Raw genomic sequence first — 16892 nt, 5'->3', positions numbered from 1 at the left:
GAGCCTGCTCGCGAAGGGGTCAACGCGGTTCGATATGGGCAATCATCAGTTGTACCGTCTCATTACCCCGAAACTCGTTAACGTCGAGCTTGTAAGCCAGTTCAACCCACTGAATCGTCGGGTTCGGCCAGATATCGCGGTCAATACCAAAGGCAATGCCATCCAGCTTCAGCGAGCCACATTCGCTCTTCAGCACCACTTTGAGATGCCTTTCGCCGACCACTCGCTGTTCGACCAATTGAAACACGCCATGAAACAGCGGCTCCGGGAAGTGCTGTCCCCAAGGCCCGGCGTGGCGCAGGGCGCGGGCCAGTTCGAGGTGGAACTCTTCAACCGCTAGCGTGCCATCGGTCAGCATGCGCCCGGTCAGGTCGTCTTCGCGAAGTTGCCTACGCACTTCAGCGTCAAAGGCCTCGGCGAACAGCGGAAAATTCTCCTGCGGCAAGGTCAGACCTGCGGCCATTGCGTGGCCACCGTACTTGGCGATCAGGTTTGGATGCTGCGCTGCGACCACGCTCAAGGCATCACGAATGTGGAAGCCTTGCACCGAACGCCCCGAGCCCTTGAGCAAACCATCGCCCGCATCGGCGAAAGCAATGGTCGGACGGAAATAACGCTCTTTCATCCGCGACGCGAGAATGCCGATCACACCCTGGTGCCACTCGGGATCGAACAGGCACAAACCAAACGGCATCGACTCGACCGGCAGGTCCTTGAGCTGCGCCAGCGCTTCACGCTGCATGCCCTGCTCGATGGATTTGCGATCCTGGTTCATGCCGTCCAGTTGCGCGGCCATTTCCCGGGCCAGGTTGGCGTCGGCGGTCAGCAGGCATTCAATGCCCAGACTCATGTCATCCAGACGCCCGGCGGCATTCAGGCGCGGCCCGACGATAAAACCAAGATCGGTGGAGGTGATGCGCGCAGCGTCTCGTTTGGCCACTTCAAGGATCGCTTTGATCCCCGGCCGTGCGCGACCGGCGCGAATCCGTTCCAGGCCCTGATGCACCAGAATCCGGTTGTTGGCGTCCAGCGGCACCACGTCGGCAACGCTGCCCAGCGCCACCAGATCCAGCAGTTCACCGATGTTCGGCTGCGGCGTGTTCTCGTACCAGCCGAGGCTGCGCAAACGCGCGCGCAACGCCATCAACACATAAAAAATCACCCCGACACCGGCCAATGCCTTGCTCGGAAACTCGCAACCTGGCTGATTCGGATTGACCAGCGCATCGGCCTGCGGCAGCTCATCACCGGGCAAGTGGTGATCGGTGATCAGCACTTTGAGGCCATGGCGTTTGGCGGCGGCCACGCCTTCGACACTGGAGATGCCGTTGTCGACGGTGATCAGCAATTGCGGCTCGCGGGTCATCGCAACTTCGACGATTTCCGGAGTCAGGCCATAGCCATATTCAAAGCGGTTCGGCACCAGATAATCGACGTGCACCGCACCGAGCAAGCGCAAACCGAGCATGCCGACAGTGCTGGCCGTCGCGCCGTCCGCATCGAAGTCACCAACGATGAGGATGCGCTGGCGCTGTTCCAGCGCCGTCACCAGCAGGTCTACCGCTGCGTCTATGCCCTTGAGTTGCTGGAACGGGATCAACCGCGCCAGGCTCTTGTCCAGCTCAGCCTCGGACTGCACGCCCCGCGCCGCGTACAAGCGGGTCAACAGCGGCGGCAGATCACCGAGAAAAGGCAGAGTGGCAGGCAGTTGACGAGGTTCGATACGCATGGGGTGACGGAGACTTCTCTTGATTACGTGGGATTATTCTGGTGGTGACGCGGGATCAGCCGCGCTCACCTTGCAGCCATTGCAACTGGACTTCGTGCTGACCACGATCGTCGGTGACGAAGATCGTCCCTTCGCTGATCATCACGTCCCACTTGATAACGCGGGGCATGTCCTTGGCCAAGGTTTCCAGCACGTCTTGCGGGACTGCAGCGATGTTGACGTTTTTCAGGTTCTTGATCGCCGGGATCACCTTGGTTTCCCAGACACGCAGGCTGCCGTAGGCCAGCAGGCTGGTGCGTTCGGTGCGACGCGAGCACCAGGTCAGGCGATCGGCATCAGGCTGGCCGACTTCGATCCAGTGCAGAACACGGTCGTCCAGGCTCTTTTCCCACAGTGCAGGTTCATCCACGTCTGACAGACCACGGCCAAACGACAACTGCTCGTTGTACCAGAGGGCGTAAGCCAGCAATCGCACGGTCATGCGCTCTTCGGTTTCCGAAGGGTGACGGGCGATGGTCTGCTTGACGCTCTCGTAGACACTGCGGTCGAGGTCGGTGAGGTTCAGTTCAAATTTGTAGGTAGTGGACGGCTGGGCCATGAACGGGCTTCTTGATACGAGGAAAGTCGGCAAGTCTAACCGATGCGGTAGGCAATCATCGAATTGATGGCGATCAACCTGCGGCGTCTGACAGCCGGCTATGTTAAAACGCTGTATCTGCTTAGCCTTGTCCTACAGGATTCAGTATGCCGTTCGCCAACAAACCGCTCAGCGGTGTGAAAGTCATTGAATTGGGTACATTGATTGCCGGGCCGTTTGCCTCGCGTATTTGCGGCGAGTTCGGTGCCGAAGTGATCAAGATCGAGTCGCCAGACGGCGGTGATCCCTTGCGCAAATGGCGAAAACTGTACGAAGGCACGTCGCTGTGGTGGTTCGTTCAGGCGCGCAATAAAAAGTCGCTGACGCTGAACCTCAAACACCCTGAAGGTCTGGCGATCCTGAAAAAACTCCTCAGTGAAGCCGACATCCTCATCGAGAATTTCCGTCCCGGCGTCCTGGAAAAACTCGGCCTGAGTTGGGACACCTTGCACGCGCTGAATCCAAAACTGGTGATGGTGCGCCTGTCCGGTTTCGGTCAGACCGGGCCGATGAAAGATCAGCCCGGCTTCGGCGCGGTCGGCGAGTCCATGGGCGGTCTGCGCTACATCAGTGGATTCGAGGACCGGCCACCGGTGCGTACCGGGATCTCCATCGGCGATTCGATTGCCGCGTTGTGGGGCGTGATCGGCGCACTGATGGCGCTGCGTCATCGTGAGGTCAACGGTGGCACCGGTCAGGTTGTCGATGTGGCGTTGTACGAAGCGATTTTCGCGATGATGGAAAGCATGGTGCCGGAGTTCGACGTGTTCGGTTTTATCCGCGAGCGCACCGGCAACATCATGCCCGGCATCACGCCCTCCTCCATCCACACCAGTGCCGACGGCAAGCACGTGCAGATCGGCGCCAATGGTGACGCGATTTTCAAACGCTTCATGCTGATCATCGGCCGTGAAGACCTGGCTAACGATCTGACACTGGCGAGCAACGACGGTCGCGACCAGCGCCGCGACGAGTTGTATGGCGTGATCGATCGTTGGGTCAATTCGCTGCCTCTGCAAAGCGTGCTCGATCTGCTTAATCAGGCCGAGGTGCCCGTCAGCCGGATATTCAGCGCCGAAGACATGTTCAACGACCCGCAGTATCTGGCCCGGGAAATGTTCCTTCACGCCAGACTGCCGGACGGCAAACCCTTCAAGATGCCGGGGATCGTGCCGAAACTCTCAGAGACACCGGGCTCCTCCGAATGGGTCGGTCCGCAGCTCGGTGAACACAATGCGCAGGTACTCCACGAGCTTGGCTACGACGAAAAGCAGATCGCCCGGTTGCGCGAAGACGGAGCCATTTGAGCTGAAACGCCTGCCAACACCGGACGCCAACCGCGCCCACCAGTGGTGGACGTGGCGGCTGTTCGGCCTGGTGTTTCTACTGACCTTGCCAGCCTGGGCTCAGGCGAAACCGACATTGACCTGGTTATTGCGCGACTTGCCACCGCTGACTATTTTCGAAGGCCCGAAAAAGGGCCAGGGCGTCATTGATCACCTCATGCCGATGCTGATCGCCGGCATGCCGCAATACGAACACCAGCTGATGCGGGTCAACCGAGCCCGAGGCATTCAGATGCTTCACGAAGCCTCCTTCACCTGCGACCCGTCGCTGATCTGGAGCAAAGAGCGGGCGCAATGGATCGCGTACTCCATCCCGGCCTTTCGCGCCGTCAGTAATGGGCTGGTGGTGCGTCAGAAAGATCGCGAAGTGTTGGCGCCGTTTCTCGTGGAGGGTGAAATCGATCTGGCAGCGCTCCTGGCCAATGGCAACGAGAAAATCGGTGTCGTGGCTGAGCGCAGTTACGGTGAAATGGTCGATGACCTGCTGCGCCAGGCACCTCGCAACGCACTGACACCTCATTACGGCAATGACGCCCTGAACAGTCTGCTGATGATGCAGCGCCTGGGACGATTACAGGTGGTGCTGGGCTATTGGCCAGAAATTCGTTATCAGGCTCATCTGGCGCAAATCGCCGAAGACGAGTTGCTGTTTTATCCGATCCGCGGCACCGGTAAATATCTGTCGGGCTACATCGGCTGCTCCGACACACACCAGGGCCGTCAGGCGATCAGCGAAATAAACCAACTGCTGCGCACCCTCCCCCACGACCAACTGAACCAGCTGTACGCCGACTGGCTGGACCCCGCGATGCGAAGCGATTACCTCGAACAGGCCCGATCATTCTTCAAGCAACAAGCGGCGCCCTGAGCAAATTGCAGACAAAAAGAAACCCCGAGAAGTGGGGAGACGACTCGGGGTTAAACGTGGCCTGCATAAGGCCCGTAACAGCAAGCGACAAGCACCGGAGCACAATGCTTGATCCTGCTGTCATGGGGTCTGACTGACAGGGATGCAGGAAGGTTCCCACAATAGATGTTTGATTTTCAGAGCGCCGGACGCTTGTCCAGAGCCGCGTTACGCAAGGCCGCAATCACACAGGGCTCCAGGCGTCCTTCGGCAATCAGAATGTCGCGGTGCAAGCCGTCAACGACATCGGTCAACTGACGCTTGTCGGTCAACTGCGCCTGGTTGAATTGGCGCTCCACCACAATCGCGCCGTTGCTGTTCTTCAAGGTCACCAGGCATTCACCGTGGGCACCGCTTGGAGACAAAGAAACCTGATACGGGCTCAGAGCCTCACCGAGCAATAGACTGATACTTTCCATCTCGATCTCCACTCAATAGTCCGAAAACATTGTGTCTGGGGCGTGTCCACAGTAAATGACCACCGGCCCGAGAAGAAAGTTCTGCATTCCGCTCGCCAGCACCGGCGTGTCACGGAGGTATCACCGGTCTGTCAGAGCATGCACGGCAAAGATGACAGAAAAATAACCGGCCGCTTCAGGCCTCGACCGGCAGCGAAGGAGAAATCAGGTAGCTGTCCAGCAAACTGCGCATCAGTACCGCCGAAACAGGTGTTTGCAGACGCCCCAGCAGTCGCAACCGATGCTCGCACAGCAACGGCTGGAGGTCGTTGAGCACGCTCGGCGCAACCGCGCCCAGCAGGATCAGCGCCCGCGCTTCGCGCTCCACTGCTACGTGCCGGATCAGGGCCAGGCCATCACCGCCCTTGAGCTGCGGATCGCAAATAGCGATATCGACCACGCCACGATGCCCCAGTGAACATAAGGCCGATGCCAGCGATGACGCGGTCAGGACATCATAAATGCCGATAGCATTGAGCATTTGGTGCAACGCCATCAGCTGGAACGGATTGGGTTCAAGAATCAGGACTTTAAGCGAGCGCATGGGCGACCTCTGAAGCGACAATCGCGGACTCTCACCGCAGTTGCCACTCACTGTAGGGCAGCCCTTTGAAGCCTCCCATCGGAAAAGTAGCCGCGTCTTATAGGACATTTCCCATTTTCAATGCAGACATCGGCACCCGCTCTCCGCCCGGCGCTGGGTTATGTCCGTCCAGCCGCCCAGCAGTCCGCGCAATTTGCCGTCGACACTGTAAAACGGCACCGTCCACTGATAGACCTCCCGCGTACCGTTCTTGAACAGCAATTGCCGCTTGCTGAAACGTGACTTACGCGTGCGCAACTGCACCATGAATTCGTCGTGAAGCATGCGCGCGGTTGCTTCTGGCAGCGCATCGACCTCCATCAACAACCGCCCCTGCACCTGATCCTGACGTACCGAAAGTGCCTCTTCATAGCTGCGGTTGCACATGATCAGCCGCCCCTGAAGATCACGGACAAACATCGGATCAGGCATGGAGTCGATCAGTGCGTGCTGGAAAGCCAATTGATCACCGAGACTTTTCTCGGCAGCACGACGTTGCTTGATCACCACCGTCAGGCGGCGGTTCCACACCAGCGACAGCGAGCCGAACACACCGAGGATCACCGCTGCCCAACAGCCCCACTCAATCATCCGTTGCCAGAGCGTGGGGACGGGCTTGAGCGAGATTCCCTCCAGCCACTTCAGGCGAATAGCGCGTAACTCGGGAGCGGGAAAGGCCTCCAGTGCCTTGTTGAGAATACTTAATAGCTCTGGCATGCCCTTGCGCACGGCCAGATGATCAGCCTCCCATTTGCCTTCCACCAAGCCCCCCACCTTAAGCAGCCCCAGCGGGTACAGTTGCGCTCCGATTTCATTCTCGATCGTCGCGTAGGCCTCGCCGCTTTCGACCAATGCCCGCGCTTCGGCGTAAGTCTTGACCGAACGGATCTCGATCGACGGGTAATCGCGGCGAATGACATCCTCCAGGGCGTGCCGGGCCGGCAACACCAGCACCCGTTTGGCCAGCTGCTCCAGTGACTCTACCGACGGCGCACCGGCGCGCCCGACAAACACCCAGCCAGCCCCACCGAAGGCGTGGCTGAAATCCAGAAACGCCTTGCGTTCATCGCTCATCGCCAGGGTCGTACTGATGTCCGCCTGGCCACTTTCGAGACGCTCCAGCATGTGATCGGTGGAAAACGACTCCTGATGCATGAACTTCAACCCGGTCATCGCAGTGACGCGCTTGAGCACATCATTGTTCAAACCGCTCCACTGTCCATGTTCATCCTGGAACAGATACAACGGGTATTGCACCGACGCTACCGTTACCCGCGGATTGTCGCGAATCCATTGGCGCTCGTGTGCGTCCAGTTCAACAGGCTCGACGTTGAGTGCCATAACGTCATCGTTCAGCGCCAGTTGCGCCGCCACACTGCAGCGCATCAACCCAAGCAATCCGAACAAGAACAACCAGCCCAGTGCCGGTTTCAAACCTCTATAAAACAGCATTGCCACTTCCTTCGTGATCGACTCACCCGTCCTTCGTGGGTGAAAACCCGAGCAGTGTGGCAGCAGAAACAAAAAAGCCCGTCAGGAGACGGGCTTCAAAATGTGACAGCTTTTGCAGGCTTAAAGCGGCTTGCCGCGGTTGCCATGCTGGCTGACAAAGGCCTGCACGGCTTTCAGCTCGTTTGGCAGAACGGTGCAGCGCTCGTTTCGCTCAAACAAATCAGAAAGATGTGCAGGTAGTTCGAGTGCTTTTCCTACACCGGCTTTCTCCACTGCATCCGGGAATTTGACCGGATGCGCGGTGCCGAGGATCACCATCGGGATGTCCAGGCTGCGTCGGCATTCGCGTGCAGCCTTGACGCCGATGGCGGTGTGCGGATCCAGCACTTCGCCGGTCTGCTCGTAGACTTCAGCGATGGTTTCGCAAGTCTGCGCATCGTCCACAGCCAGCGAGTCGAACAGTTTGCGCGCTTCGGTCCAGCGCTCTTGTTCGACGCTGAAGCCACCACCTTGCTTGAACGTGTCCATCAGCCCGGCGATCGCCGCACCGTTGCGACCGTGCAGGTCGAACAGCAGGCGTTCGAAGTTCGACGAGACCATGATGTCCATCGACGGCGACAGCGTGGCGTGCAGGGTTTCCTTGACGTACTGATTGCCGCTCATGAAGCGATGCAGGATGTCGTTGCGGTTGGTGGCGACGATCAACTGGTTGATCGGCAGACCCATGTTGCGTGCCAGGTAACCGGCGAAGATGTCACCGAAGTTGCCGGTTGGCACCGAGAACGACACCGACCTCGCCGGACCACCCAACTGCAGGGCTGCATGGAAGTAGTAAACGATCTGGGCCATGATCCGCGCCCAGTTGATCGAGTTCACCGCCACCAGACGCGTGCCTTTGAGGAAGCTCTGGTCGGCGAAGCTGTTCTTGACCATCTCCTGGCAGTCATCGAAGTTGCCTTCGATGGCGATGTTGTGGATGTTCTCGCCGAAAATCGTGGTCATCTGGCGACGCTGCACTTCGGACACACGGTTGTGCGGGTGCAGGATGAAGATGTCGACGTTTTCGCAGTGCTTGCAGCCTTCGATGGCGGCCGAACCGGTATCACCGGAAGTAGCGCCGACGATGACAACGCGCTCGCCGCGCTTTTCCAGCACGTAGTCGAGCAGACGACCGAGCAGTTGCAGGGCGAAGTCCTTGAACGCCAGGGTCGGGCCGTGGAACAGCTCCAGCACCCATTCGTTGCCGTTCAGCTGACGCAGCGGCGCGACGGCGCTGTGCGAGAACACACCGTAGGTTTCTTCGAGAATCTTTTTGAAATCGGCGTCCGGAATGCTGCCGGTGACGAACGGGCGCATCACCCGGAAGGCCAGTTCGTGATACGGCAGACCGGCCCAGGAAGCGATTTCTTCCTGGGTGAAACGTGGCAGGTTTTCCGGAACGTACAGACCGCCGTCGGTCGCCAGACCAGCCAGCAGGACGTCTTCGAAATTCAGGGCCGGTGCCTGGCCGCGGGTACTGATATAACGCATGATTTCAAACCTTCGGTTTGAGCTTCAAGCTACGAGCTACAAGCTGCAAGTAAAAGCCAGACCGCTTTTCTCTTGCCGCTTGCAGCTCGAAGCTTGCAGCTGCTTCTGTTTAGTTCAAGTGCTCGACGCGGATCCGTACAACCGGACCATTCACGCCGGCCAGCGCTTCGAGGGCAGCGATGGCATCGTTGATGCGCTGCTCGACCACACGGTGGGTCAGCAGGATCATTGGCACCAGACCGTCGTGTTCCTCGACTTCCTTCTGCATGATCGACTCGATGTTGATGCCGCGCTCCGAGAGGATGCTCGCCACCTGAGCGAGTACGCCCGGATGGTCCTTGGCCTGAATGCGCAGGTAGTAAGCGCTTTCGCAGGCTTCGATCGGCAGGATCGGATGGGCCGACAGCGAATCCGGCTGGAAGGCCAGGTGCGGCACGCGGTTTTCCGGATCGGAAGTCATGGCGCGAACCACGTCGACCAGGTCAGCAATCACCGACGAAGCGGTCGGCTCCATCCCGGCGCCAGCGCCGTAGAACAGCGTTGAACCGGCAGCATCACCGTTGACCATCACCGCGTTCATCACGCCGTTGACGTTGGCGATCAGACGATCGGCCGGGATCAGCGTTGGGTGTACGCGCAACTCAATACCGGCAGCGGTGCTGCGAGCGACACCGAGGTGCTTGATGCGATAGCCCAGCGCTTCGGCGTAGTTGACGTCAGCGGTGGTCAGTTTGGTGATGCCTTCGGTGTAAGCCTTATCGAACTGCAGCGGAATGCCAAAGGCGATGGAGGCCAGAATCGTCAGCTTGTGCGCGGCGTCGATGCCTTCAACGTCGAAGGTCGGATCGGCTTCGGCGTAGCCCAGTGCCTGAGCTTCGGCCAGCACGTCTTCGAAGGTACGGCCCTTCTCGCGCATTTCGGTGAGGATGAAGTTACCGGTGCCGTTGATGATCCCGGCGACCCAGTTGATGCGGTTGGCGGACAGGCCTTCACGGATCGCCTTGATCACCGGAATGCCACCGGCCACGGCCGCTTCGAATGCGACGATCACGCCTTTCTCGCGAGCCTTGGCGAAAATTTCATTACCGTGAACGGCAATCAGAGCCTTGTTCGCGGTGACCACATGCTTGCCATTCTCGATGGCCTTGAGTACCAGCTCGCGGGCAACGGTGTAGCCGCCCATCAGCTCTATGACGATGTCGATCTCAGGGTTCGTGGCCACTTCGAAGACATCGTTGGTAATCGCAATACCGGTCGTCTGGAACTGAGGCTTTGGCGTGCGCATGGCAATTTGTGCCACTTCGATTCCACGCCCGGCACGACGAGCAATTTCCTCGGCGTTGCGCTGAAGTACGTTGAAGGTACCGCCACCGACGGTCCCTAACCCACAGATGCCTACTTTGACCGGATTCACTGTGAACTCCCCATAAAACGGCCGACGCGGGGTCGGCCGGAAAACAACCGCGTGCTCGCGGCTCTCTATTAATGGCCCGGCGATGTGGCTGCCGGACCATGATCGTCACGGCTGACCGTGACGATGCGAATTTACTTCGCGCCCAGCGCCAGTTTGGCGACTTGTGGCGCAGGCTGGTAGCCCGGAATCACTTGTCCGTCAGCCAAAACGATGGCCGGTGTGCCGTTCACGCCAATCGACTGACCGAGGGCGAACTGCTTGGAAACCGGGTTATCGCATTTGGCGGCCTTGATTTCCTTGCCATCGACCATTTTGTCCATGGCGGCTTTCTTGTCTTTCGAGCACCACACGGCTTGCAGTTGCTCGTCACCCGGCGAGTTCAGACCCTGGCGCGGGAACGCAACGTAACGCACTTCGATGCCGCGCTTGTTCAGCTCAGGCACTTCGGCGTGCAGCTTGTGGCAGTACGGGCAGGTGGTGTCGGTGAACACGGTGATGTGCGATTTGGTCTCGCCCACGGCCGGGTAAACCACGGTTTCGGCGACCGGGATGGCATTGACCAGTTTGGAGATGCCCAGGCGTTCGGTCTTCTCGGTCAGGTTGACCGGTTTGCCGTCCTTGAGCTGGAACAGGTAGCCCTGAACGATGTACTGGCCATCGGCGCTGGCGTACAGCACGCGGCTGCCTTTGAGTTTGACTTCGTACATGCCCGGCAACGGGCTGGCGCTGATGCTTTCTACCGGAACCTCGAGTTCGAGTTTTTCCAGGCTTTGACGAATCGCTTTGTCGGCCGCGTCATCGGCGACGGCAAAGGTACTGACCAACGCAATGGCTGCGGCGGCGAAAATCTGGGTCAGACGCATGAGAACTCCTGAAGGCGGACAAATGGAACGATCAGAACGCCCGTGCCGGAACACCGGGTCATAACCGTCCATCGTGCAAACCGGCAAAGCCTAACACATAAGGCCACGGTGGCCGAATGCGCCTGTCGCCATAGATCACACTGCTTTATGTAGGAGCTGCCGAAGGCTGCGATCTTTTGATTTTGTTTTTAAGATCAAAAGATCGCAGCCTTCGGCAGCTCCTACAGGGGGAGGTATGGAGTTAACCTCTCGGGTGGTGTTTGGCGTGCAGATCCTGCAATCGAGCGCGGGCGACGTGGGTGTAGATCTGCGTAGTGGAAAGGTCGCTGTGCCCGAGCAGCATCTGCACCACGCGCAAGTCTGCGCCGTGGTTGAGCAAGTGCGTGGCAAACGCATGACGCAAGGTGTGCGGCGACAGCGACTTGCCGATCCCGGCAACCTTGGCCTGATGCTTGATGCGGTGCCAAAAGGTCTGGCGGGTCATCTGCTCGCCGCGCTGGCTGGGGAACAGCACATCGCTGGGCCGGCCACCGAGCAGTTCGCCGCGCCCGTCGCGCATATAACGCTCGACCCAGACAATTGCCTCCTCGCCCATTGGCACCAGGCGCTCCTTGCTGCCCTTGCCCATCACCCGCAACACACCCTGACGCAGGTTGACCTGTTCCAGTGTCAGGCTGACCAGTTCAGTTACCCGTAGGCCGCAGGCGTAAAGCACTTCAAGCATGGCGCGGTCACGCTGGCCGATGGCTTCGCTCAGGTCCGGCGCCTTGAGCAGCGCCTCGACGTCGGCTTCCGACAAGGACTTGGGCAGTGGCCTACCGAGTTGCGGCATGTCGACGCGCAATGTCGGGTCGACGCTGATCATCTTTTCCCGCAACAGATAGCGATAAAAGCCACGCACACCGGAGAGAAATCTCGCCGTGGAACGCGGTTTGTAGTTCTGCTCCAGACGCCAGGCCAGATGATCAAGGATCAGCTCGCGGCCTGCATTGATCAGCTCGAGATTTTTCTCATGCAACCAGCCATTGAACAGCGCCAGATCGCTGCGATAAGCATCGCGCGTATTGTCGGACAGGCCTTTCTCCAACCATAAAGCGTCGAGGAATTGGTCAATCAATGGATGGTCGATGGCAGACATGGGCGCTCAAGACACACAGCTTCATGGACTGTGCGCAAATGTAGAGTGAACTGTAGGAATGGCCGCTAGTCTTTCATAGCCGGCTATTTCAAGGAACAGGGAGCATCAATGAACGAGCAGCAAATTCTACTGGCATTTGGCGGGATTGGCGCGGCGGCGCTGGGTTGCCAATGGCTGGCTTGGCGCCTGAAGCTGCCGGCGATTCTGTTTTTGTTGCTGACCGGCATTCTGGTCGGCCCAGTGCTGGGCTGGCTCGATCCGCAGGAAATGTTCGGGCCGCTGCTGATGCCGCTGGTTTCGCTGGCCGTCGCGCTGATTCTGTTCGAAGGCAGCCTGACCCTGCACCTGTCGGAGTGGAAGGAGATCGGCAGCGTCGTCCATCGTTTGGTGACCCTTGGTGCGATCTCGACCTGGATTGTCATCGCGGTTGCCACGCATTTTCTGCTGGGCTTCGACTGGATGCTGGCCATCCTGTTCGGCAGCCTGACGCTGGTCACCGGCCCGACGGTGATCGTGCCGATGCTGCGAGTGGTGCGACCGAAAGCCTCGATTGCCAATATTTTGCGCTGGGAAGGCATCGTCATCGACCCGATCGGCGCCCTGCTCGCCGTGGTGGTTTACAGCTTCATTATTGCCAGCGCTGAAGGTCATGGCCTCAAGCAGAGCCTGTTTACTTTTGGTGGAGTGATTCTCTGCGGCGCAGTGTTCGGCGTTGTGGGCGGCTGGCTGCTCGGCACGGTGATCCGCCGGCAGTGGCTGCCGGAATATCTGCATAATCTCGCCTCGCTGGCGGCGGTGCTGGGGATTTTCATTGCCGCCAACGAAGTGATGCACGAGTCCGGTCTGCTGGCCGTGACGTTGATGGGCATGTGGCTGGCCAACATGAAAGGCGTGGATGTGCGGCATATCCTGCACTTCAAGGAAAACCTCAGCGTGCTGCTGATTTCCGGCCTGTTCATTTTGTTGGCGGCGCGTCTGGACTTGTATGCCTTGATCGGACTGGGCCCGTTGGTGCTGATTCTGCTGCTGGTGATTCAACTGATCGCCCGGCCGTTGAACGTGTTGCTCAGTACAGCGGGGTCCAGTCTGAGCTGGCGCGAGCGTGCATTGTTGTGCTGGATTGCGCCACGCGGGATTGTCGCGGCGGCGGTGTCGGCGATTTTTGCGATTCGTCTGCATGAGGCCGGGCACGAGGGCGCGTTGCTGCTGGTGCCGCTGACCTTCGCGGTGATTATCGGCACCGTTGTGCTGCAGAGCGCCACGGCACGACCGTTGGCTCGCCTGTTGAAGGTTGCAGAACCGGCGCCAAGCGGATTCTTGATCGTCGGCGCGAACGGCCCGGCGCGGGAGCTGGGCAAGTCGCTGCAGCAACTGGGCAGCCGCGTGTTGCTGACCGATTCGAGCTGGGAGAATATTCGTGCGGCGCGCATGGAAGGGTTGCCGACATACTTTGGCAATCCGGCCTCGCAACATGCCGATGCGCATCTGGATCTGGTTGGGCTGGGGCATTTGCTGGCGCTGTCACCGTCGGGTGAACTGAATACCTTGGCGGCGATGCGCTTTCGGCATGACTTCGGCCATCAGCGATTATTCGGATTGGCCAGCGGTCATGAAAGCCGTCGTAGCGACAAGCACCGTGCGAGCCTGGAGCATCGTGGCAATCAACTCGGTAGCGAGGCGTTTACCTACGCGAAACTGGCCAGTCAGATGGGCCAAGGTGCCGAGCTGTACAGCACGACGTTGACGGATGGTTTCGGCTGGGAGGATTACCGGGCGCTGCATGGTAATCGTGCGACCTTGCTGTTCATGCGCGATGACAGCGGTTGGGTGCATGTGGTGACGCCGGAGACTACCGTGAAACCTGGGTCGGGGTGGACGTTGCTGGCGTTGATTCAGCCGGAGGCCAGCGGCGCCTGAGCTGACGCCTTCGCGAGCAGGCTCGCTCCCACAGGTTCTGTGACGGACACAAATGTTGTGTTCACCCGATCACTGTGGGAGCGAGCCTGCTCGCGAATGGCGCGACTCGGTATCAGATCAAGCCGCAAAACCCGGCAACACCGGTACCGGCCGCTTGTCATCATCAATGGCAACGAAGCTGAACTGGCCATGAATCGCCTTCTCGCGGCCATCACAGTTCATGCTCTCGACAAACACTTCCACCTCGACCTTGAGGCTGGTATTACCGACCTTGATCACCTTCCCGACCAACTCGGCGATGGAACCGGCCGGAATCGCGTGATTGAAATCGATGCGATCAGTGGACACGGTCACCAGTGGCAAGCGGCAGAAGCGTGTGGCGGTGATGAACGACACTTCGTCCATCCATGCCAGCGCAGTGCCGCCGAACAGCGTGTTGTGGTGGTTGGTGGTCGGCGGGAAGACAGCCTTGGTCACGCGGGTCACCGAGAGTTCGGTGCGGCGTTGGATTTCCTGGTCGCGGGGGGTCATGTCGGACAGCTCGTAAACAGTGGATCGCGGATCGAAAGCAAGATCAAAAGATCGCAGCCTTCGGCAGCTCCTACAAAGGGGGGGAATTTCGGGCAACAAAAAAGCAGCCCGTAGGCTGCTTTTTTCTGCATCGGAAGCTGGGCTTAAGCCAGTTTTTCCTTGATGCGAGCTGCTTTACCCGACAGGTCGCGCAGGTAGTACAGCTTGGCTTTACGTACGTCACCGCGACGTTTAACAGCCATGCTGTCGATCTGCGGGGAGTAGGTCTGGAAAGTACGTTCTACGCCAACACCGTTGGAGATTTTACGAACGGTGAACGCACTGTTCACGCCGCGGTTACGCTTGGCGATTACAACGCCTTCGAACGCTTGCAGACGGGAACGATCGCCTTCCTTCACTTTCACCTGAACGACAATAGTGTCGCCTGGGGCGAAGGTAGGGATTTCTTTGGTCATCTGCTCTGCTTCGAGTGCAAGGATGATTTTGTTGGTCATGCTGTGCTCCTAAGGTAAATCGTTCGATCTACCATCGATACGTTGTTAACTATCGTCCCGCTCGCGGATGTATTCCTCGAGCAGCTTCTTCTCTTCTCCAGAAAGCGAGCGGCTTTCCAGAAGATCGGCGCGTCGTTCAAAGGTCCTACCAAGGGACTGCTGTAAACGCCAACGCCGGATATGCGCGTGATTGCCACTCAGCAACACGTCGGGAACACGCTGATCCGCATACACCTCAGGTCGGGTGTAGTGCGGGCAATCCAGCAGACCATCCGTAAAGGAATCTTCCTCAGCGGAATCCGCATGCCCTAAAGCTCCAGGCAGCAGTCGTGTAACCGCATCGATCAGGACCATCGCCGGCAGCTCGCCGCCAGACAGTACATAGTCGCCAATCGACCACTCTTCATCGACATGAGCCTCAATAAAGCGCTCGTCAATGCCTTCATAGCGGCCGGCAATCAGGATCAATGCATCCGATTGTGCCAGCTCGCGTACCGCCGACTGAGTCAGTTGACGGCCTTGGGGGGACAGGTAAATCACCTTCGCCGCCTCCCCGGCTGCTGCCTTGGCCTGAACCAGAGCATCTTCCAGGGGCTTGATCTTCATCACCATGCCCGGACCACCGCCAAACGGGCGATCGTCCACAGTGTGATGCCGATCCGTCGTGTAGTTCCGCGGATTCCAACAGGTCAGCTGCAAGAGCCCCTGTTTGACCGCACGACTGGTGATGCCGTAGTCGCTGATGGCGGAAAACATCTCGGGAAACAAACTGATCACTTCTACGCGCAAATTAGCCACGTTTAGAAGTCCGCGTCCCAATCCACCTTCATCTCGCCCGCTGCGAGGTCGATAGCCAACACGCATTGCTCCGTATAGGGCAACAGGCGTTCGCGATCATCCAGGCTGCCAGCGCAAGGCTTGACGACCATTACATCATTGGCGCCGGTTTCCAGAAGATGATCGATTTTCCCGAGCAATTGCCCAAGTGTGTCGATGACCTTCAGACCTTCCAGCTGGTACCAGTAGTACTCACCGTCGGTCAATTCAGCGAACAGATTACGCGGCACGCAGATCTCGTAACCGGCCAGAAGACGAGCTTCTTCACGATCATCAAGACCCTTGAGCTTTGCGACCAGGAACTTGTCGTTCCCGCGTCCACTGACCAGCTCGACCTGTTTGACATTGCCTTCGCGCTTGAGCGTCCAGGTTTTGTACTGCAACAGGTTTTCAGTCGGATCAGTAAAGGAATAAACCTTCACTTCGCCGCGAACGCCATGAACAGAATAAATTTTGCCAATAACGATCAAATCATCGGCAACAGCAGGCGTCGCGTTCATATTGCTCAGGCCGCAGCCTTTGCAGATTCCTTCAGCAACTGAGCAACACGCTCAGAAGGCTGTGCACCAACGCTCAGCCAGTAGGCTACGCGCTCTTGGTTCACGGACAGACGGGTTTCCTGACCACGGGCAACAGGGTTGAAGAAACCAACCTGTTCTTTGTGGGAGCCGTCACGCGGGTTACGCGAGTCGGTTACGGTCAGGTGGTAAAACGGGCGCTTTTTGGAGCCGCCAAGGGCAAGACGGATTGTTAGCATGTGAACATCGTTCCTGTAGTCGGTGCTGCAAATCTAAATGCACAGCGGGCATGGGTGCCCGAAAGGCCGCATATTCTAAGGAATATCCGGACTTTTGCAAATGACTTTTTCCGGCGCCTATGGCATGCCGTGCGGATTTGCATATAGAGCCGTCGATGAAAACGGCCAGTCAGCTCCCGCCGAGTGCGGGTTTGCTGTTGATCCTGCGTCCTTGCAGGGTCTGCGCCGGTGCGACGACCGGCGAAGTCTTAGTGTCCTGTCTCACCCTTTTCGCTCACTTTTGGCGAGCAGAATGGGCG

The 16892-nt window shown here is 58.7% G+C and carries 17 protein-coding genes; 3 read left to right on the top strand and 14 right to left on the bottom strand.

The genetic code is table 11. The features are described from left to right. Positions 1 to 19: 19 nt before the first annotated feature. Positions 20 to 1729: a single-stranded-DNA-specific exonuclease RecJ gene (gene recJ, locus HU718_RS06295; RefSeq protein WP_186612438.1), complete on the bottom strand. Its 1710-nt coding sequence runs from the start codon at positions 1727 to 1729 to the stop codon at positions 20 to 22. Positions 1730 to 1784: 55 nt separating this feature from the next. After that, positions 1785 to 2327 carry a YaeQ family protein gene (locus HU718_RS06290; RefSeq protein WP_150729512.1) on the bottom strand — a complete coding sequence of 181 codons (543 nt, stop codon included), beginning with the start codon at positions 2325 to 2327 and terminating at the stop codon, positions 1785 to 1787. A 146-nt stretch (positions 2328 to 2473) separates the two neighbouring features. Between HU718_RS06290 and HU718_RS06285 the strand changes: the two genes are divergently transcribed. Together HU718_RS06285 and HU718_RS06280 are read left to right on the top strand one after the other, a co-directional pair. Next, positions 2474 to 3673, top strand: coding sequence for a CaiB/BaiF CoA transferase family protein (locus HU718_RS06285; RefSeq protein ID WP_186612436.1), 1200 nt, complete (start codon positions 2474 to 2476; stop codon positions 3671 to 3673). Next, positions 3621 to 4580: a TIGR02285 family protein gene (locus tag HU718_RS06280; RefSeq protein ID WP_224795073.1), complete on the top strand. Its 960-nt coding sequence runs from the start codon at positions 3621 to 3623 to the stop codon at positions 4578 to 4580. Before HU718_RS06285 ends, HU718_RS06280 begins: the two co-directional genes overlap by 53 nt. A 176-nt stretch (positions 4581 to 4756) precedes the next feature. Here the strand turns inward: HU718_RS06280 and HU718_RS06275 are convergent, their stop codons facing one another. The 7 genes from HU718_RS06275 to xerD form a co-directional block, all read right to left on the bottom strand. After that, positions 4757 to 5038: a DUF3509 domain-containing protein gene (locus HU718_RS06275; protein ID WP_016986381.1), complete on the bottom strand. Its 282-nt coding sequence runs from the start codon at positions 5036 to 5038 to the stop codon at positions 4757 to 4759. A gap of 175 nt (positions 5039 to 5213) precedes the next feature. Continuing rightward, positions 5214 to 5621 (bottom strand): response regulator, encoded by a 408-nt coding sequence (locus tag HU718_RS06270; protein ID WP_095119344.1) that lies wholly within the window; start codon positions 5619 to 5621, stop codon positions 5214 to 5216. A 117-nt stretch (positions 5622 to 5738) separates the two neighbouring features. Next, on the bottom strand, positions 5739 to 7112 hold the full coding sequence (locus HU718_RS06265) for a transporter substrate-binding domain-containing protein (protein WP_095119345.1): 1374 nt from the start codon (positions 7110 to 7112) through the stop codon (positions 5739 to 5741). Between the two features lie 120 nt (positions 7113 to 7232). Then, a complete protein-coding gene (gene thrC, locus HU718_RS06260) occupies positions 7233 to 8642 on the bottom strand; it encodes a threonine synthase (RefSeq protein ID WP_102900587.1) in 1410 nt (469 codons plus the stop codon). 109 nt (positions 8643 to 8751) lie between these two features. Beyond that, entirely contained in the window at positions 8752 to 10056 is a 1305-nt protein-coding gene (locus HU718_RS06255; RefSeq protein WP_007908972.1) for a homoserine dehydrogenase, read from the bottom strand. Positions 10057 to 10187: 131 nt separating this feature from the next. After that, positions 10188 to 10919, bottom strand: coding sequence for a bifunctional protein-disulfide isomerase/oxidoreductase DsbC (gene dsbC, locus HU718_RS06250; RefSeq protein ID WP_095119347.1), 732 nt, complete (start codon positions 10917 to 10919; stop codon positions 10188 to 10190). Between the two features lie 241 nt (positions 10920 to 11160). Further along, on the bottom strand, positions 11161 to 12057 hold the full coding sequence (gene xerD, locus HU718_RS06245) for a site-specific tyrosine recombinase XerD (RefSeq protein ID WP_186612434.1): 897 nt from the start codon (positions 12055 to 12057) through the stop codon (positions 11161 to 11163). A gap of 108 nt (positions 12058 to 12165) precedes the next feature. On the opposite strand from xerD, the gene HU718_RS06240 reads away from it, so the two are divergent. Further along, on the top strand, positions 12166 to 13974 hold the full coding sequence (locus tag HU718_RS06240) for a cation:proton antiporter (RefSeq protein WP_186612432.1): 1809 nt from the start codon (positions 12166 to 12168) through the stop codon (positions 13972 to 13974). A 117-nt stretch (positions 13975 to 14091) separates the two neighbouring features. Here HU718_RS06240 and HU718_RS06235 read toward each other — a convergent pair whose 3' ends face one another. From HU718_RS06235 to rpsP, 5 genes are all read right to left on the bottom strand, one after another. Continuing rightward, complete coding sequence (locus tag HU718_RS06235) at positions 14092 to 14505, bottom strand: acyl-CoA thioesterase (RefSeq protein WP_186612430.1); 414 nt, start codon at positions 14503 to 14505, stop codon at positions 14092 to 14094. Positions 14506 to 14648: 143 nt separating this feature from the next. Further along, complete coding sequence (gene rplS / locus HU718_RS06230) at positions 14649 to 14999, bottom strand: 50S ribosomal protein L19 (RefSeq protein WP_003175895.1); 351 nt, start codon at positions 14997 to 14999, stop codon at positions 14649 to 14651. 45 nt (positions 15000 to 15044) lie between these two features. Then, positions 15045 to 15797 (bottom strand): tRNA (guanosine(37)-N1)-methyltransferase TrmD, encoded by a 753-nt coding sequence (trmD, locus tag HU718_RS06225; protein WP_095119350.1) that lies wholly within the window; start codon positions 15795 to 15797, stop codon positions 15045 to 15047. 2 nt (positions 15798 to 15799) lie between these two features. Next, positions 15800 to 16336, bottom strand: a complete 537-nt coding sequence (rimM, locus tag HU718_RS06220; RefSeq protein ID WP_016986372.1) for a ribosome maturation factor RimM — start codon at positions 16334 to 16336, stop codon at positions 15800 to 15802. A gap of 5 nt (positions 16337 to 16341) precedes the next feature. Continuing rightward, the gene (gene rpsP, locus HU718_RS06215) at positions 16342 to 16593 is read right to left on the bottom strand and encodes a 30S ribosomal protein S16 (protein ID WP_016986371.1); all 252 of its coding nucleotides are present in this window, start codon (positions 16591 to 16593) and stop codon (positions 16342 to 16344) included. Positions 16594 to 16892 lie beyond the last annotated feature (299 nt).

Origin of the sequence: Pseudomonas tensinigenes, from assembly GCF_014268445.2 — a bacterium.
GTDB classification, from domain to species: domain Bacteria; phylum Pseudomonadota; class Gammaproteobacteria; order Pseudomonadales; family Pseudomonadaceae; genus Aquipseudomonas; species Aquipseudomonas tensinigenes.
The sequence above is the reverse complement of the archived record's forward strand: the minus strand, read 5'-3'. Positions and strand labels throughout refer to the sequence as shown.

What these genes read in the sequence shown, in the direction of transcription:
- recJ (WP_186612438.1), bottom strand. Translation starts at nt 1,729, where the DNA reads ATGCGTATCGAACCTCGTCAACTGCCTGCCACTCTGCCTTTTCTCGGT.
- HU718_RS06290 (WP_150729512.1), bottom strand. Translation starts at nt 2,327, where the DNA reads ATGGCCCAGCCGTCCACTACCTACAAATTTGAACTGAACCTCACCGAC.
- HU718_RS06285 (WP_186612436.1), top strand. Translation starts at nt 2,474, where the DNA reads ATGCCGTTCGCCAACAAACCGCTCAGCGGTGTGAAAGTCATTGAATTG.
- HU718_RS06275 (WP_016986381.1), bottom strand. Translation starts at nt 5,038, where the DNA reads ATGGAAAGTATCAGTCTATTGCTCGGTGAGGCTCTGAGCCCGTATCAG.
- HU718_RS06270 (WP_095119344.1), bottom strand. Translation starts at nt 5,621, where the DNA reads ATGCGCTCGCTTAAAGTCCTGATTCTTGAACCCAATCCGTTCCAGCTG.
- HU718_RS06265 (WP_095119345.1), bottom strand. Translation starts at nt 7,112, where the DNA reads ATGCTGTTTTATAGAGGTTTGAAACCGGCACTGGGCTGGTTGTTCTTG.
- thrC (WP_102900587.1), bottom strand. Translation starts at nt 8,642, where the DNA reads ATGCGTTATATCAGTACCCGCGGCCAGGCACCGGCCCTGAATTTCGAA.
- dsbC (WP_095119347.1), bottom strand. Translation starts at nt 10,919, where the DNA reads ATGCGTCTGACCCAGATTTTCGCCGCCGCAGCCATTGCGTTGGTCAGT.
- xerD (WP_186612434.1), bottom strand. Translation starts at nt 12,057, where the DNA reads ATGTCTGCCATCGACCATCCATTGATTGACCAATTCCTCGACGCTTTA.
- HU718_RS06240 (WP_186612432.1), top strand. Translation starts at nt 12,166, where the DNA reads ATGAACGAGCAGCAAATTCTACTGGCATTTGGCGGGATTGGCGCGGCG.
- HU718_RS06235 (WP_186612430.1), bottom strand. Translation starts at nt 14,505, where the DNA reads ATGACCCCCCGCGACCAGGAAATCCAACGCCGCACCGAACTCTCGGTG.
- rplS (WP_003175895.1), bottom strand. Translation starts at nt 14,999, where the DNA reads ATGACCAACAAAATCATCCTTGCACTCGAAGCAGAGCAGATGACCAAA.
- rimM (WP_016986372.1), bottom strand. Translation starts at nt 16,336, where the DNA reads ATGAACGCGACGCCTGCTGTTGCCGATGATTTGATCGTTATTGGCAAA.
- rpsP (WP_016986371.1), bottom strand. Translation starts at nt 16,593, where the DNA reads ATGCTAACAATCCGTCTTGCCCTTGGCGGCTCCAAAAAGCGCCCGTTT.